Raw genomic sequence first — 16,428 nt, forward strand, 5'->3', positions numbered from 1 at the left:
CGTCACCCTCGTTCCGGCGCCAGCGCGCCGAACAGGATCACAGCAGCCGCCGTGGCCGCGCCGGCATGCGCGAGCTGTTCGGCGAGCGCCGCGATCGTGGTGCGAAGCAGCCGCTCATCGGCGTGGCCGAGCGATTCCGCCAGCAGCGCGGGCGTGTCGGGCGCGAGGCCGTCCGCGATCAGCTTTGCGGCCAATGCCGGGAAGGTCCGCCGCCCCATATAGACGACGGTGGTCGCTTCCGGATCGGCCAGCGCCGCCCAGTTCAGGTCCGCGGGCAATTCGCCCGTCACATCGGCGCCGGTCACGAACTGGACCCGGCGCGAGGTCAGCCGGCGCGTCAGCGGAATGCCGGCCTGCGCGGCGGCAACCGAGGCCGAGGTCACGCCGGGAATGATCTCGTAGCCGATGCCGGCCGCGCGCAGCGCTTCGATCTCCTCCTCGAGCCGTCCAAAAATGCCGGCGTCGCCGGATTTCAGCCGCACGACCCGCACGCCGGCGGCAGCGTAATCGGCCAGCAGGCGGCTGACATGGTGCTGCTTCGCCGACAGGCGGCCGGCGCGCTTGCCGACCGCGACGAGATTGGCGCCGGCGCGCGCGAGATCGAGAATCGCGCCCGAGGCAAGATCGTCATAGAGCACCACATCGGCCTCGCGCAGCCGCGCGGCGCCTTTCACCGTCAGGAGTTCGGGATCGCCCGGACCGGCCGAGACGAAGGATACGAATCCGCTCACCGGTCCTCCGCGATCAGATGGAAGAATGTACCCGTCGCACAGCCGCGCCGCGATCCGGTTTCCGCAACGATCGCGCCGGTCGCATCTCGCACCACCGCGAGCGGCGTGTCGGGCTGCGCGATGATCGTCGAATAGTGAAACTCGTGGCCGCGCAGCCGTGCGCCCGCGCCGTGGCCGGGCATCGGTGCGGCAAGCTCGGCGAGCCGGTAGCCCAGATGCATGCGGCGCTTGGCATAGCTCGTCTCGAGGCCGAGCAAGCCTGCCATCTCATGGCGCACGCCGTCGGCATCGGTCAACGCGGCGCCCAGCACCATGTACCCCCCGCATTCGCCATGCACCGGCCGCGTTTCCGTGAAGGCGCGGAGCTGCGCATGAAATCGTCTGTTGGCTGCAAGCCGGCCGGCATGCAGTTCGGGATAGCCGCCGGGCAGCCAGCACGCATCGGCGTCCGGATCGGGGCCTTCGTCGGCAAGCGGCGAGAACGGCACGATCTCAGCGCCGGCCGCGCGCCAGGCTTCCAGCATATGCGGGTAGACAAAGGAGAACGCCGCGTCGCGCGCGAGCGCGATGCGCTGGCCGGGCGGCGTGATGTCCATGCCGCGCACGGCGGATTGCGGCGCCCAAACGCGCGCCGATCGCAGCACGGCGTCGAGATCGACATGCTCGACGACGAAGCGGGCGGCTTCGTCAATCAGACCGTCGATTTGAGCCTGCTCTTCGGCCTGTACCAGGCCGAGGTGACGCTTCGGCAAGGCGATCTCGGCGTGGCGCGGCAGCGCTCCCAATACCGGAATGCCCGCGCCTGCCATGGCATTGCGCACCAGGGCTTCATGCCGCGCGCTCGCGACGCGATTGAGGACGACGCCGGCAAGCCGTACGCCGCCGCGAAAATCACGCAATCCCGCCGCGACCGCCGCCGCCGTCTGCGCCTGACCGGAGGGATCGATCACCAGCAGCACCGGCCACGCCATCATCTCGGCGATGTCGGCGGTGGCGCCGGTCCCCGAGACGCCACGCGCGGCGACGCCGTCGAACAGTCCCATCGAGCCTTCCGCCAGCACGAGATCGGCGTCCGCGCCGCGGCCTGCCAAATGCGCGATCGCTTCGCGCGCCATCGCCCAGCTATCGATGTTGACCGACGCGCGTCCCGTGGCGACCGCGTGAAAGGCTGGATCGATGTAATCAGGACCGCTCTTGAGGCATTGCACCCTCACACCGCGATTGCGATAGGCGCGCGCCAACGCCAGTGTTAGCGTCGTCTTGCCGACACCGGATGCCGGCGCAGAGATGACGAGCCCCGCGGTCATTGCGATGATTCCGGCGACGATTCCGGAAAACGCGGCGCCGCCCCGACTGGACGGTAGCGGCGGTCGTAGTCGGCTGCATAGAGACGGCTCTCGGCGAATTCGTCCGCGCCGAGCGTCTTGCCGACCAGAATGAGCGCAGTGCGTTCGAGCTTGGGGCCGACGGCACTATCGAGCGTCGCGAGCGTGGCGCGCACGATGCGCTGGTCCGGCCAGCTCGCGCGCCAGACGATCGCAACCGGGCAATCCGTGCCGTAGTGCGGCGTGAGCTCGGCCATGACCTTGTCGAGCAGATGGATCGAAAGATGGATCGCCAGCACCGCGCCGGTCGCGGCAAACGCTGCGAGCGTCTCGCCATCAGGCATCGCGCTCGCCCGGCCCGGCGTGCGCGTCAGCACCACCGATTGCGCAAGGGCCGGCAGCGTAAGCTCGGCCTCCAGCGCCGCCGCGGCCGCCGAGAAGGCCGGCACCCCGGGCGTGACCGAATACGGAATCTGCAATGCTCGCAATCGGCGCAGTTGCTCGCCCATCGCCGACCAGATCGAGAGATCGCCCGAATGCAGCCGCGCGACGTCCTTGCCGTCCGCATGCGCGGCAGCGATCTCGGCGATGATCTCGTCGAGCGAGAGCGGCGCGGTGTTGACGATGCGCGCATCCGGCGGGCAATGCGCCAACACACCTGCTGGCACCAGCGATCCGGCATAGAGACAAACCGGGCAAGAGGCGATCAGATCGCGCCCGCGCAGGGTCAGGAGATCGGCAGCACCGGGACCTGCGCCGATGAAATGCACCGTCATTCGCCGTCTCCTTCCGCGATCGCCGCAATGGCCATCCGATCCTGTGACGCGGCCCTGGCCGAGATCAGGCGCGCACCGCGCCCCGCCGCAGCTATCGCCGCAGCTTCGGCGACCGAGCCCGTTCCGAATCTCGACTTGATGAGCTCGGATTGCGTTGCAGTCTTTATCTCAGCCAGGATCCCGGCGGGAATGCTCCGGACCGGCAACCCCAGTTCCCGCGCCAAATCTCTCAATGCCGCCGCATCGGCCTTGTCACTCACCGTTGCAATTGCCGCAAGGCCGTCGGAACCGCCGGCCGCGTCGAGTGCGTCACGCAAGGATGCGACGCCGGCATCGCGCCTGAATCCGAGACCCGCGACCTTCATCGGAGCGCGCTCCACTGCACGATCGGCCGCGCGGCCTTCCAGGCGCGATAGCGGCCCAATGGCTCGGCCTGCGCGATTTCGAGGCGCATCAATTCGCCGCCATGACGCTGGTGCAGATCGGAGAGCAGCGCCTCGGTTTCCAGGGTTACCGCATGCGCAACCAACCGCGTTCCTGGCGCTATCCGCGACCAGATCGCACCGAACATTGCGGTATCGAGGCCGCCACCGATGAACACGGCATCGGGTGCTTCGAGACCCGATAGAATGCCGGGCGCCTCGCCCTCGATGACGGAGATGCGGTGAGTCAAGCCGAAGCTCGCCGCATTGCTTCGGATGTTGGCGGCGCGTTCGCTGCGGGTTTCGACGGCCATCGCCGTCCCACCACGCAGCGCCCATTCGACCGAGATCGAGCCCGAGCCCGAGCCGACATCCCACAGCCGCTCACCGGGCCGCGGCGCAAGCGCCGACAGCGCAAGCGCGCGGACCGGCCGCTTTGTCAGTTGCCCGTCATGCACAAAGAGAGCATCGGCAAGACCCGAGCTGCGTGCGATCCCTTGTCCTCCCTTCGCCTCCAGCGCAACCGTGACGAGGCTGTCGCCCGACTCCTCCAAATAATTGTCGGCGCGATGCTGCGTGATCGATTCACGCGGTCCGCCAAGAGCCGCAAGCGTCCACATTGCCGACGCCCCCCAACCACGCTCCGTCAGCCAGCGCGCGAGATCGGACGCCGCCTTGCCGTCGCGCACTAGGCAGATGATCCGTGCATCGCGCGCCAGATGCGGTAACAGCCGTTCGAACGGTGCGGCATGAAGACCGAGACAGACAGCATGCTCGATACGCCAGCCCAAACGAGCGGCAGCCAGTGAGAACGTCGACGGTGCGGAGTACGCGACCCATTCGCCGGGCCGTAGCTTCTCGACAAGGGTTCCGCCGACGCCATGCCAGAACGGATCGCCGGACGCGAGCACCACCGTCGGACGACCCCGGCCTTCAAGCACGATGTTGGCATCGAACGGCACCGGCCAGGCACGGCCGCGGTCGGCGATGCCGGCGAGCGCGAGGTGCCGCTCGCCGCCGAAAACCGCTTCGGCTTCGGAAAGCGCCTTTCGGCTTGCGTCGGAGAGGCCGGCAAGGCCATCTTCGCCGATACCGATGATAGTCAACCAGGGATTACCCATGATGCGCGCCCTGATCCTGGGCGGAACGGCCGACGCCAATTTGCTTGCCGTTGCGATCGCGCGCGCGGGCATCGACGCGGTCTATTCCTATGGCGGCCGCACCCGCGCGCCGGCCGACCAGCCATTGCCGGTCCGCAGCGGTGGTTTCGGCGGCGCCAGCGGTCTTGCCGAATATCTGCGTCGCGAAGCCATCACGCATGTGATCGACGCGACGCATCCTTTCGCGGCCGAGATGAGCCGCAACGCGATCGCTGCCTGTGCGCAAACCACAACGCCGCTGATCGCGCTTGAGCGCGCGCCCTGGGACAAAATTTCCGGCGATCGCTGGATCGAGGTCGCGGATGTCGTATCCGCGGCCACGGCCTTGCCGGACAGCCCCGCCCGCGTGTTCCTCGCGATCGGCCGCCAGCACATCGCGCCGTTCGGCAACTGGCCGCAACATGCCTATACGTTGCGTTTCGTCGACCCTCCCGACGAAACGCTGTCCTTGCCCGACGCGGACGTCATCGTGTCGCGCGGCCCCTTCACGCTCGAGGGCGAGCTCGCGATGATGCGCGTGCGTGGCATCGAGTGGATCGTCGCCCGCAACTCCGGCGGAACCGGCGCGCGCGCCAAGATCGACGCCGCCCGCGCGCTCGGCCTTCCCGTCATCATGATCACGCGACCGCCGCTGCCCGACAGGCCGCGGGTGGAGAGCGTGCGCGAGGTGATGCAATGGCTCGGTCATCGGACCTGCCTCGGCGCATAGACCCAGCGGCCGACCCGCCGTGTCGCCGAATTGCCGACGATCACGAGCGTCCGCATGTCGGCCATCTCCGGCCGCGCGTCGCGCAGTTCGACCGTCACGATCCGCTGCTCGGGCGTGCTGACGGCGCGCGCGAACACCACGATCCGCTCGTCACAGCCCGCCTCGCGCAAGATCTCGAGCGCGCGACCAAAACCTTCCGGCCGGCTGGCCGAGCGCGGATTGTACATCGCGATCGCGAAGTCGGCTTCGGCCGCAAGCCGCAGGCGTTTCTCGATCAGCGGCCATGGCTTGAGATTGTCGGAGAGGTTGATCGCGCAGAAATCATGACCGAGCGGCGCGCCGGCGCTTGCCGCCGCCGCCAGCATCGCCGTCACGCCGGGCAGAACGCGGATCGGCAGGTCGCGCCATTGCGGCGCATCCTCGAGCGCTTCGAACACGGCTGATGCCATCGCGAACACGCCGGGATCGCCCGAGGACACCACGACGACGTGGCCCCCTTCCGACGCAAGCCGCAACGCGTCAGCGGCGCGCTGCAACTCCACGCGATTGTCCGAGGGGTGCAGCGTGAGCCCGGCCCGCGGCGGCACGCGCGTCACATAGGGCGCATAGCCGACGATGTCGGTCGCAGCCGCGAGCGCAGCAGAGACCTCCGGCGTGATCAGCGCCTCATCGCCCGGTCCGAGCCCCGCGATGGTCAGCGTGCCGGTCATTGCGCAGCCTCCCTGCGCCGCCCCTGCCCGTGCACCAGCACGATCGCAAAATACGGACAATCGGCCTCGCCGATATCCGCAAGCCGGGCGACGCGCTGATCCGGCATGGTGCCGCGTTCGACGAGCCACGCATCATCGAGGCGCCCCGCGGATGCCAGCGCGCGGCGGATCTTCGGAAGATTGCGACCGGTCTTCATCACGACCAGCGCGTCGGAGCTGCGCATCCGGTCGGCGAGTTCCGGCTCCGGCAGCGTCCCCATCAGAACGGTCGTCACATCGTCAGCCAGCGCAATCGGCCGGCCCACCGAATTCCAGCAGCCGACCATGCCGGGAATGCCGGCGATCACCTCGAGCTCGACACGCCCCTGCAGCCGCGCATGCAGATGCATGAACGAGCCATAGAAATAGGGATCGCCCTCGCAGAGCACGACGATGTCGATCGCGCGCGCAAATCGCGCCAGGCGCTCGGCCCATTCGTCATAGAAGTCAGCCAGCAGCCGCGCGTAGTCCGGACTGTCGAACGCGATTTCCGTGGTAACCGGATATTCCATCGGATATTCGCTGACGTCAGCGGCGAGCAAGCCTTCGACGATGCGGCGCGCCTGCCCCGGCTGCCCCTTTTTGCGGAAATAGGCGACATGCTTCGCGGCACGCACCATGCGGTCGGCGCGCACGCTCATCAGGTCCGGATCGCCTGGGCCGAGCCCGCAGCAGATGATACGCCCCATCGCTATTCGCTCCGGCTCGCCAGCGCATTGACGGCGGCAACCGTGATCGCCGAACCACCGAGCCGTCCCTCGACCGTCAGCGCCGGCACCGGGGGCTCAGCCATCAATGCCGCCTTGGATTCCGCCGCGCCGACAAAGCCGACCGGACAGCCGATGATCGCCGCCGGCCTTGGGCAATCGGCGTCCTCCAGCATGTTGAGCAGATGAAACAGCGCCGTCGGCGCATTGCCGATCGCGACAATGGCGCCGCCCAGATGCGGCCGCCACAGCTCGAGCGCCGCCGCGGAGCGCGTGTTGCGCATCGATTGCGCGAGTGCCGGTACCTTGATATCACCAAGCGTGCAGATGACGGCATTGCCGGCCGGCAGCCGCGCGCGCGTAATTCCTTCCGACACCATGCGCGCGTCGCAGAGGATCGGCGCGCCATCCTGCAAGGCGGCTCGCGCGCGCGCAGCCATGCCTGGTGTGAAGCGCACATGTGTTTCCAGGCCCACCATGCCGGCGGCATGGATCATGCGCACGACCACCGGCTCTTCGTCCGGCGTGAAGCGGGCGAGGTCGGCCTCGGAGCGAATGGTGGCAAAGGACTGGCGATAGATCGTCGCACCGTCGGTCTCGTAGACGTGCGGCATCAATGGCCTCCCGTCAGCACGGAGGGATTTACGACGAGGTATGAACTGGTCAGCCCTCGGATGACCGGCGCATCCCGCGTCGTGCCACGGCGGATCAGATCAAAGCCGTCGTCTGTTCCAACGAGGGTAACATCCGCAGAACCGGAATGGGCGCAGCCCTTGGCGCAGCCGGAGACGTGAAGCCGCGCATCGGGTGGGATATGCCGCGCGAGCGCCGATGCCAGCATACGCGTATCCGCATGCGCCTCGCCGCAGCGCGGTGCGCCGCTGCAGGCGACCACGCGCAGCCTGGGATCACCGGCTTCAGTCACGAGTTCCGACCCACGGCGCATCTCGCGCATCCCCTCCACCAGCATCATCCGCCACGGCGTCATGCGAAGAGCCTGCGCACACCCGGCAAGATCGCCGAGCGTCTGGTGCGGCATCTGCCCGAAGACGACGCCAACCATCGCGCCCGCCGGATAGAGGCCAGGCGCAGGGTCCGCCGATCGGACCAGGGGCTCGGCATCGCCGCGAAGTGTCTCGGGAACGCTCGCGCCGCCGGCGAGATGAGCCGCCATCCGCCGTTTCTCACCCCTGGCTCCGCCGGAGGCGACGAACCACTCGGCCAGTGCCAGCGCCGCCTGCACAACCTCGCTCCGCCTGACCGAAAGCCCGCGCTGTGCGCCATCGGCACGTACCAGCAGTTCGCCGCTGCGATCGCGCTCGATCCTGATATCGGCGGATGCACCCGCCAGCATCCGCGCATTGCCGTCATCGATTGCGAAGCCGAACTTGGTTGGAAGATCAAGCGAAGCACTGGCAAGCCCCTGCTCAAGCTCGGTCGCAAGCGAGCGCGTCTCGTCGGCGGCAGTCCAGAACGGCGTCACCAGAATGTTGCGCTGCGCCTCGGCAGTCGAGTCTGCGTCCAGCAACCCGAGCTCAGCGAGCCCATCGACCAGGGGCGGATAACCTTCATCGCTGACGCCGCGGATCTGGAGATTGGCGCGGCTGGTCAGGTCGATCAGGCCGTTGCCGTATCGCGCCGCCAGCTCGGCGATTCCCGCACCCTGCGCCGCATCCAGCCGTCCGGCGCGCGGGCGAATGCGCACCACGAGGCCGTCGCCCGATAGCATCGGCCGCAGCGCGCCGGGACACCAACCCTTGACCGCAACCGCGCTCATGAGGCCTCCTGCAACGCAGCCGCAATCGAATTGCGCCGCGTCTGCCACAGCGAGGCTTCATGCAATCTCGTGAAGCAGGTCTCGATCGCCGCCAGTGCCGCCGGATTCTCGCGCGCCATGAAGCCGCGAACCTCGTCATTGCCGAGCGTCGCATCGTAGTAGAGATCGAAGAGATGCGGCGGCACCGCGCCGGCGAGATGGGCGAACGCCGCCATGTGCTCCAGCGTCGCCGAGATCTCGGCGGCGCCACGGAAGCCATGGCGCATCATGCCCGCTATCCAGGCAGGGTTGGCGGCGCGCGCCCGCACCACGCGCGAGACTTCTTCGGTCAACGCGCGGGCATGCGGCCGATCCGGCCGCGTCGCGTCGAGGTGATAGAGCGCCGGGACTTTTGTGCCGAGGCGCCGGGCCGCCGCCGCGACGCCGGCCTCGTGCGCGGCATAGTCCGCAGCCAGCAGCAGATCGGTCTCCGGCAGATCCTGGGTGTGAACAAAACTGTCCGCGGCCGCGAGCCGCGCCTCGATGCCGGCGCGATCGGGCCGCATCTCGCCGTCGGATGCGAGAGCCCATGACGATGCCGACAGCCAGGCTTCGCCGGCCGCCTCGCGCGCCTCCGCCGTGAAGACATCCGGCATCGATGCAATGCCAACGCCATAATATCCGGGGCGAGGACCGAACACGCGCGAGATGCGCTGCCGGTAAGGGTTCTCGTCCGCCTCATCACAGCGTTCGGACAACGCCTCCGCCGCGGCTTCGAACAACTGGGCCAGCCCTGAGAAGACGTCGCGGAACAGCCCCGACACGCGCAACGTGACGTCGATGCGCGGCCGGCCGAGCTCCGCCGGCGCGATGATGTCGTAGCCCGCCACCCGTCCCGATCCATGATCCCAGCGCGGCGCGATGCCCGCGAGGTGCAGAGCCATCGCAAAATCCTCGCCGGCGGTGCGCATCGTCGACGAGCCCCAGAGGTCGACCACGAGTCCCTTCGGCCAGTCGCCGTGATCCTGCAAATGACGGCGCAGCAGTTCCTCGGCAAGTTTCACACCCTGCGCATGTGCCGACGGCGTCGGCACCGCGCGCGGATCGACCGCAAACAGATTGCGTCCGGTCGGCAGCACATCGCCCCGTCCACGCCAGGGCGAGCCCGACGGCCCCGGCGCCACGCGCCGCCCCGCGAGCGCATCGCGCAGCGCCGCCCTCTCCGCCTCGCCGCAGGCGCCCTGCCCGAATATATGCAGGCCGTCGCCGAACTGGCTTTCCTTGAGATCGCAGACGAAACGATCGATCTGCGGAATGGCCTCGGCCGCGGAGACCGACGCGGCGAGACCGAGATCGTCTTCCAGCCCGGCGAGGCGCGCTTCGTCGCGGATCGCGGCGATCAGGCGCTGCCGCCGCGCCGGATCGAGACCATCGGCAGTCGAATACTCATCGAGCAAGCGCTCGAGACGGCGCAGGCCTTCCGGCACCACGGCCTGTGCCAGTGGCGGCGGCAGGTGGCCGATCGTCACGGCACCGATCCGGCGTTTGGCCTGAGCCGCCTCGCCGGGATCGTTGACGATGAAGGGATACACAACAGGCAGATCGCCGATCAGCGCCTCCGGCCAGCATGCGGATGACAGCGCAACCGACTTCCCCGGCAGCCATTCCAGCGTGCCATGCGCGCCGATGTGGACGACGGCATCGATGGCCCGCTGCCTGAGCCACAGATAGAACGCGACATAGGCGTGACGGGGCGTGCGCGCCAGATCGTGATAGTCGGCGTCGCGCTGCCCCACCTCACCACGCTCCGGCTGGACGGCGACGACCGATTTGCCGCAGCAGATCGCCGCGAAATGAAATGCGCCGTTACGGCAATCGGGATCGTCTTCCGGCGCGCCCCATGCGCGGCTGAGATCGTCCTGCAGTTCTTGCGGAAGGCCGGAAAGCGCCGCGCGATAGTCGGCGACGTTCCACGTCAGTTTCCGGCGCAACAGCACGTCGCCCAGCGACTCCACCGGCTCAACATCAAATCCCGCGGCCGCGAGATCCGTCAGCAACACCTCGACCGAAGCCGGCGCATCGAGGCCGACGGCATGCGCGATCTGATGCGGACGGCCAGGATAGTTCGAGAGCACCAGCGCAAGCTGCTTCTCTTGCGCCGGCTTGCTGGCGAGCCGATGCCAGGCTGCGACGCGCGCGGCAATTGCCGCGACACGCTCGGCGTCCGGTCGATGCGCAAGATGCGCGAATTGCAGCTCGGGATCGCGCTCACCAGGCGACTTGAAGCTCACGACGCCCGCGAACAGGCGGCCGTCGACCTCCGGCAGCACCACATGCATCGCGAGATCGCCGGGCGAGAGCCCGCGGAGCGACAAGGCCCAGTCCTCGCGCCGCGCCGTCGACAAAGCGACCTGGAACACCGGGCACGATGCAGCGTCGAACGGCGTCGTGCCGTCGTCACCGGCCGCAGAGAACGCGGTCGCATTGACGATGGCCGCTGGAACGCATTGCGCGAACTGGACACGCAGCCAATCGGCCACGCCCGCCGCCTTCAGCGAGGTGACGAACACGCCGTGCGCATCGAAACCCCTCTCGCGCAGTGCATCGATCAAGGCATCGACCGGCGCCGTGTCGCCGGCCGCGAGATAAGAACGATAAAACGTCACCAGCACGCGCGGCCGGCCATCCGGTGCCGGCAATGCCGCGATGGCACCGCGCCGCGAATCGTAGGCGCCGATCTCGGGAAGATCGATCTCGCCGACCACAGGCCCGGCATAAAGTCCGGACGCCAGGGCCAGTTGCGCGATCACGGCCTGCGCGGCAACGGGGCCGCCCTTGTCGCACAGCACCTTGAGACGGCGCAGCGTCGAGACCGGCAAGGTCGAGAATTCATCCAGCCGCAGATCGTCGCGGCCATCGGCCGGCAGCACCACCAGGGCAATGCCGCGCTCCTTCGCCAGTCGATGCACCGCGGCCAGCCCGTATGACCAATAGGGCTCGCCGCCGATCAGCCGAACCAGGATGCCGCGGGCGTGCGACAGCGTCCGCTCGATATAGGTATCCACCGACAGCGGATGGCGCAGCTCCGCGAGATTGGCAAGCCGCAGCGACGGCAACGCAGCGCGGCCGCGCCGCCAGCCGGCCGCGAAGGCAGCAATATCGCTGTCGGAAAACGACAACACCACGAGATCGGCCGGATCCTGGCCGAGGTCCCTTGGCGTCGCGGTCTCCTCAAGGCCGCGGCTCTCGCGGAAGACGACGTGCATCAGACACCAAGCCGTGCCCTGATCGCGGCTTCATCGATGTCGGCATGTTCGCCGATCACGACGAGCTTCGACTGCCGCGCCCGGGCGCCCCAGGGCATGTCGAACTGATGCCGCACCCGCTCGCCGACCGATTGCACCAGCAGCCGCATCGGCTTGCCCTCGACCGCGATGTAGCCCTTGGCGCGCAGCACATTCTGCTCGCGCGCCAGTCCCTTGATCGAGGCGACCAGCGCGTCGACATCCGAAACTTCCGGAAGATCGATCACGACGGAATTGAAATCGTCGTGCTCGTGTTCCTCCTCGCCATCGTGATGCGACGGCCGCGCCGCGAGATCGTTTTCCGCCGCCGCCTCGAGGCCGAGGATCACGCGCGCGTCGATCGTGCCGTCGACGACGGGCAGCATCGGCACCTCGCGCGGCATCTCGGCCGCGATCACCGCTTTCGCTGCCTTGATCCCCTCCGCCCCGGCGAGATCGGCCTTGGTCAGCAGCACGAGATCGGCACAGGCGATCTGGTCCTCGAACACTTCGGACAGCGGCGTCTCGTGGTCGAGATTGTCGTCCGCTGCGCGCTGCGCGTCCACCGCGGCCGGATCAGGCGCAAACCGGCCGGCGGCGACAGCCTCGGCATCGGCCAGCGCGATCACGCCGTCGACCGTGATCCGCGAGCGGATCTCCGGCCAGTCGAACGCTTTCAGCAGCGGCTTCGGCAGCGCGAGCCCCGAGGTCTCGATCACGATGTGATCGGGCTTCACGTTCCGCGCCAGCAACTGCTCCATCGCCGGGATGAAATCATCGGCGACGGTGCAGCAGATGCAGCCATTGGCGAGCTCGACGATGTTCTCGGCCGGACAATTGGCGTCGGCGCACGACTTCAGGATGTCGCCGTCGACGCCTTCGCTGCCGAACTCGTTGACCAGCACCGCGAGCTTCTTGCCGTTGGCATTGCGGATCAGATGCTGGATCAGCGTCGTCTTGCCGGAGCCGAGAAAGCCGGTCACGACCGTGACCGGAATTTTGGCGAGCGTGGTCATTCTGCGGCCTCCGGCACGACGGCGATGGGTGGAATGCGGGCGAGCGATTGCTTGCGGAAGATTTCCGGACGGCTGCGCCACGGCACGATGCCGTCAGGCGCCGCCGCATAGGCGGAGGCACCGGCGATCACATCCGCGGCATTATCAGCGGATAAGCGGCCGTAGACATAGGACCACCGCCCCGGCGCGCTGAGCGCGACCGAGCAACCCTGGCTGCAGGCCGACAGGCATGCGACGGGAACCAGATTGACGTCATCGGGCACGCCGGCCTCGACGAGCGCGGCATGCAGGCGCGCACCGGGCGCGAGCTCACCTTCCGCCGGCGTCTGGCCGGCGCGGCAGGTGATGCAGACATGAAGTGTAACGCTCATCGCCCTTCCTGGATTGACAGCGGGAGCGATGAGGCACACGAACCGATTTTGGACAGGTTCGTTCCCCGTCGCGGAACACCCCGTCCGCCGGTCTCACAACATGCTGCGTTGGCAGGTCTCCCGGCTTGCGGAGCAGGTTTTACCCTTCGATGCCCACCTTCCCGACTCCATATGGAATCAGTGGCTTGGGTATCTCTCCGGTCACGGTCGCGGGGGCGGCTGCGCTTCGGGCGAACCTTGCGGTCATCGCCCTATCGCATTCCCTCTTCGCCTGTCGTAGGACAGGAACCAACGCAGGACCACCATTCGTCCAAGCCTCGCACTTGTCAAGCCGAAGGAACGTGATGACTTCAGATGGAAACGACGCTGCGGACGGCGCCGTCGGCACCGATTCTTCACTGGATGCGCGGCACGCGGACAAGATGGCGAAAAAGAAGGCCGCCCGCGACCGCATCATGGCGACCAAGAGCGGTGAAAAGGGCCTGATCATCGTTCATACCGGCGCCGGCAAAGGAAAATCCTCCTCCGCGTTCGGCATGATCGTGCGCTGTGTGGCGCACGGCTTTCCCTGCGCAGTGGTGCAGTTCATCAAGGGCGCCTGGGATACCGGCGAGCGCCGCCTGCTCACCGGGCATTTCGGCGATCTCTGTCAATTCCATGCGATGGGCGAAGGCTTTACCTGGGAGACGCAGGATCGCGCCCGCGACATCGCGGCAGCGCAAGCCGGCTGGGAAAAGGCCAAGCAGCTGATCGCAGATCCGAGCCTGCGCATGGTCGTGCTCGACGAGATCAACATCGCGCTACGCTACGATTATCTCGCGATTGCCGATGTCGTCGACTTCCTGACGACGTCGAAGCCGCCGATGACCCATGTCGTGCTCACCGGGCGCAACGCCAAGGAGGAGCTGATCGAGATCGCCGATCTCGTCACCGAGATGACGCTGGTGAAGCATCCGTTCCGCTCCGGCATCAAGGCCCAGCCGGGCGTCGAGTTCTGACAGACATCACCATGGCGCGCGCATTGATGATCCAGGGAGCAGGTTCCGACGTGGGCAAATCGCTCATCGTCGCCGGCCTTGCGCGCGCCGCCCGACGGCGCGGCCTGCGCGTGCTGCCGTTCAAGCCGCAGAACATGTCGAACAACGCGGCGGTGACCGTCGACGGCGGCGAGATCGGCCGCGCGCAGGCCTTGCAGGCGCTCGCCGCCGGCGTCGAGCCGCACACCGACATGAACCCGGTGCTGCTCAAGCCCGAGAGCGATGTCGGCGCCCAGATCATCGTGCACGGCAAACGGATCGCCACCGCACGCGCGCGCGAATATGCCGGCATGAAACCGTCGCTGATGGCCGCGGTGCTGGAGAGTTTTGCGCGCCTGAAGGCGCGCGCCGATCTGGTGCTGGTCGAGGGCGCCGGCAGCCCCGCCGAGATTAATTTACGCAAAGCCGATATCGCCAATATGGGCTTTGCACGTCGGGCTGACGTGCCCGTGGTGCTGGTCGGCGACATCGACCGCGGCGGCGTGATCGCGCAGCTCGTCGGCATCAAGACGGTGATCGATCCCGACGATGCCGCGATGATCCAGGGCTTTGTCATCAACAAATTCCGCGGCGATCCGACATTGTTCGATGATGGCTACCGCCTGATCGAAGAGCGCACCACCTGGCACGGCTTTGGCGTGCTGCCCTGGTTCGTCCGCGCCGGCGAGCTTCCGGCCGAAGATGCGCTCGGGCTCGGCGAGGCGCGCAAGCCGGGCCAGCGCAAGATCGCATTCCTTGCGCTGTCGCGGATCGCCAATTTCGACGACCTCGATCCGCTCAAGCTCGAGCCTGGCGTCGATCTCGTGATGGTACGTCCGGGCGAAGCCATCCCGGGTGATGCGAAGCTCGTCATCCTGCCTGGCTCGAAATCGACCCGCGGCGATCTCGCCTTCCTGCGCACGCAGGGCTGGGACATCGATCTCTTGGCCCATCATCGCCGCGGCGGCCATGTCCTCGGCCTGTGCGGAGGCTACCAGATGCTCGGGCAGAGCGTCGCCGACCCCGATGGGATCGAGGGTCCTGCCGGCGAAACGCGCGGCCTCGGGCTGCTCGATGTCACGACTGTCATGAGCGAGCAGAAGACCCTGACCCGCGTCAGCGCAGTGCATGCTGCGACCGATCAACCGATCAGCGCCTACGAAATCCACATCGGACGTACCGACGGCCCGGATCGCAGCCGGCCCTTCGCATCGCTCGACGGCGCAGCCGAAGGTGCCGTTTCCAGCGACGGGCGCGTTCACGGCAGCTATCTGCACGGCCTGTTCGCCTCGGACGAATTTCGCAAGGCTTTCCTCGCGCAACTCGACATCGCGGCGGCTGATCAGCCCTACGGCGCCAGGGTCGAGAACGCGCTCGATGCGCTTGCCGAGCACATCGAGACCCATCTCGATGTCGAAGGCCTGCTCGCGCTGGCGCGTTAAACGGACAGCACGGCGGAAAGACGCGACCATTCGGCCTCGCTGCCCGGCAAGCCCAGCCGCAACCACCCCGGCTTCTGCCGGAAAACCCGCGACCAGATCTGGCCGCGGGCAAGCTTCTCCTGCGCGGCCAGCGCATCGCCGACTTCATAAAGACGAAACAGCGGCGTGCCGCCGAGCAGCGTCCAGCCCTGCGCTCGCGTCGCCGCGTCGAGCCTGACGCAGTCGTCCGCGAGCCGCGCGGTTGTCGCCTTTGCCCAGTCGCGATCGAGCAACGCGCGTCGTCCGATCGCAATCGCGGCGCCCGAAACCGGCCATGGGCCCGCCATTGCGGCAAGCGCGGCGATGTCCGCCTCGCTGCCGATCGCGAAGCCGAGGCGCAGGCCGGCAAGTCCGTAAAACTTGCCGAATGAGCGCAGGATCAGGAGCCCCGCGCGTCCTGCTTCCGGTGCAAGAGACAGGTCAGGAACGGCGTCCGCAAAGCTCTCGTCGATGACGAGCCGGCCAACGCGCGGCAACAGGGCCAGCAACTCCTGCCGATCGTGGCGTTGTCCATCGGGATTGTTCGGATTGACGACGACGGCAATGTCCGCTCCCGCGAGCGCGGCGAGATCGGACATCTCGGCGACGTCCCAGCCGGCGGCCGACAACACCGCGGCATACTCATTGTAGGTCGGCGCCAGGATCCGCGCCCGGCCGCGAGACGCCAGATGCGGCAGCAACTGAATGGTGGCCTGCGCACCGCCCATCGCCACCATCGGCGCGTCGGTGGCATAGGCCTGCCGCGCGGCGTCGTGCAGCGATTCAAGATCGGATCGCGACGGCAACGCGCTCCAATGCCGCGGCTCGACATCGACCAGGGGATACGGCACCCGATTGATCCCGGTCGACAGGTCGATCCATTCGTCCGCGGCGCCGCCGAAGCGCTGCTGGGCGACATCCAGATTCCCGCCGTGCTCACGCATGC

At 67.7% G+C, this 16,428-nt stretch carries 16 protein-coding genes and 1 riboswitch; of the genes, 3 read left to right on the top strand and 13 right to left on the bottom strand.

The window, feature by feature from the left end; genetic code table 11:
• Positions 1-2: 2 nt before the first annotated feature.
• Genes cobA through cbiE form a run of 5 tightly spaced genes read right to left on the bottom strand, consistent with a single transcriptional unit; the run spans position 3 to position 4,375 of the window.
• Positions 3-731, bottom strand: a complete 729-nt coding sequence (gene cobA, locus E2I15_RS15625; protein ID WP_137476288.1) for a uroporphyrinogen-III C-methyltransferase — start codon at positions 729-731, stop codon at positions 3-5.
• A complete protein-coding gene (locus tag E2I15_RS15630) occupies positions 728-2,038 on the bottom strand; it encodes a cobyrinic acid a,c-diamide synthase CobB (protein ID WP_137476289.1) in 1,311 nt (436 codons plus the stop codon). The genes cobA and E2I15_RS15630 overlap by 4 nt, the downstream gene beginning before the upstream one ends.
• Entirely contained in the window at positions 2,035-2,832 is a 798-nt protein-coding gene (gene cobM, locus E2I15_RS15635; protein WP_137476290.1) for a precorrin-4 C(11)-methyltransferase, read from the bottom strand. Before cobM ends, E2I15_RS15630 begins: the two co-directional genes overlap by 4 nt.
• Positions 2,829-3,197 carry a cobalamin biosynthesis protein gene (locus E2I15_RS15640; RefSeq protein WP_155262418.1) on the bottom strand — a complete coding sequence of 123 codons (369 nt, stop codon included), beginning with the start codon at positions 3,195-3,197 and terminating at the stop codon, positions 2,829-2,831. Before E2I15_RS15640 ends, cobM begins: the two co-directional genes overlap by 4 nt.
• Complete coding sequence (gene cbiE / locus E2I15_RS15645; protein ID WP_137476292.1) at positions 3,194-4,375, bottom strand: precorrin-6y C5,15-methyltransferase (decarboxylating) subunit CbiE; 1,182 nt, start codon at positions 4,373-4,375, stop codon at positions 3,194-3,196. Before cbiE ends, E2I15_RS15640 begins: the two co-directional genes overlap by 4 nt.
• Between cbiE and E2I15_RS15650 the strand changes: the two genes are divergently transcribed.
• Entirely contained in the window at positions 4,374-5,123 is a 750-nt protein-coding gene (locus tag E2I15_RS15650; protein WP_137476293.1) for a cobalt-precorrin-6A reductase, read from the top strand. The two genes, cbiE and E2I15_RS15650, sit on opposite strands and share 2 nt — an antisense overlap.
• Here the strand turns inward: E2I15_RS15650 and cobJ are convergent.
• The 7 genes from cobJ to E2I15_RS15685 are packed head-to-tail and all read right to left on the bottom strand — an operon-like array spanning position 5,099 to position 13,006.
• Entirely contained in the window at positions 5,099-5,833 is a 735-nt protein-coding gene (gene cobJ / locus E2I15_RS15655) for a precorrin-3B C(17)-methyltransferase (RefSeq protein WP_137476294.1), read from the bottom strand. The two genes, E2I15_RS15650 and cobJ, sit on opposite strands and share 25 nt — an antisense overlap.
• A complete protein-coding gene (locus E2I15_RS15660) occupies positions 5,830-6,561 on the bottom strand; it encodes a precorrin-2 C(20)-methyltransferase (protein WP_137476295.1) in 732 nt (243 codons plus the stop codon). Before E2I15_RS15660 ends, cobJ begins: the two co-directional genes overlap by 4 nt.
• A gap of 2 nt (positions 6,562-6,563) precedes the next feature.
• Entirely contained in the window at positions 6,564-7,193 is a 630-nt protein-coding gene (locus E2I15_RS15665; protein WP_137476296.1) for a precorrin-8X methylmutase, read from the bottom strand.
• Complete coding sequence (cobG, locus tag E2I15_RS15670; RefSeq protein ID WP_137476297.1) at positions 7,193-8,356, bottom strand: precorrin-3B synthase; 1,164 nt, start codon at positions 8,354-8,356, stop codon at positions 7,193-7,195. Before cobG ends, E2I15_RS15665 begins: the two co-directional genes overlap by 1 nt.
• Complete coding sequence (gene cobN, locus E2I15_RS15675) at positions 8,353-11,601, bottom strand: cobaltochelatase subunit CobN (RefSeq protein ID WP_137476298.1); 3,249 nt, start codon at positions 11,599-11,601, stop codon at positions 8,353-8,355. The genes cobG and cobN overlap by 4 nt, the downstream gene beginning before the upstream one ends.
• Entirely contained in the window at positions 11,601-12,635 is a 1,035-nt protein-coding gene (gene cobW / locus E2I15_RS15680; protein WP_016845673.1) for a cobalamin biosynthesis protein CobW, read from the bottom strand. Before cobW ends, cobN begins: the two co-directional genes overlap by 1 nt.
• Positions 12,632-13,006 carry a DUF1636 family protein gene (locus E2I15_RS15685; protein WP_137476299.1) on the bottom strand — a complete coding sequence of 125 codons (375 nt, stop codon included), beginning with the start codon at positions 13,004-13,006 and terminating at the stop codon, positions 12,632-12,634. Before E2I15_RS15685 ends, cobW begins: the two co-directional genes overlap by 4 nt.
• Positions 13,007-13,099: 93 nt before the next feature.
• A riboswitch (cobalamin riboswitch) is annotated at positions 13,100-13,314 on the bottom strand.
• A gap of 36 nt (positions 13,315-13,350) precedes the next feature.
• Between E2I15_RS15685 and cobO the strand changes: the two genes are divergently transcribed.
• Both cobO and E2I15_RS15695 read left to right on the top strand, forming a co-directional pair.
• A complete protein-coding gene (gene cobO, locus E2I15_RS15690) occupies positions 13,351-14,004 on the top strand; it encodes a cob(I)yrinic acid a,c-diamide adenosyltransferase (protein ID WP_038382101.1) in 654 nt (217 codons plus the stop codon).
• An 11-nt stretch (positions 14,005-14,015) separates the two neighbouring features.
• Entirely contained in the window at positions 14,016-15,464 is a 1,449-nt protein-coding gene (locus E2I15_RS15695) for a cobyric acid synthase (RefSeq protein WP_137476300.1), read from the top strand.
• Here the strand turns inward: E2I15_RS15695 and cobD are convergent.
• Positions 15,461-16,426: a threonine-phosphate decarboxylase CobD gene (gene cobD, locus E2I15_RS15700; RefSeq protein ID WP_155262419.1), complete on the bottom strand. Its 966-nt coding sequence runs from the start codon at positions 16,424-16,426 to the stop codon at positions 15,461-15,463. The two genes, E2I15_RS15695 and cobD, sit on opposite strands and share 4 nt — an antisense overlap.
• Positions 16,427-16,428: the final 2 nt, after the last annotated feature.

It is taken from the genome of Bradyrhizobium sp. BR2003 (assembly GCF_009720285.1).
Classification (GTDB): Bacteria; Pseudomonadota; Alphaproteobacteria; order Rhizobiales; family Xanthobacteraceae; genus Bradyrhizobium; species Bradyrhizobium elkanii.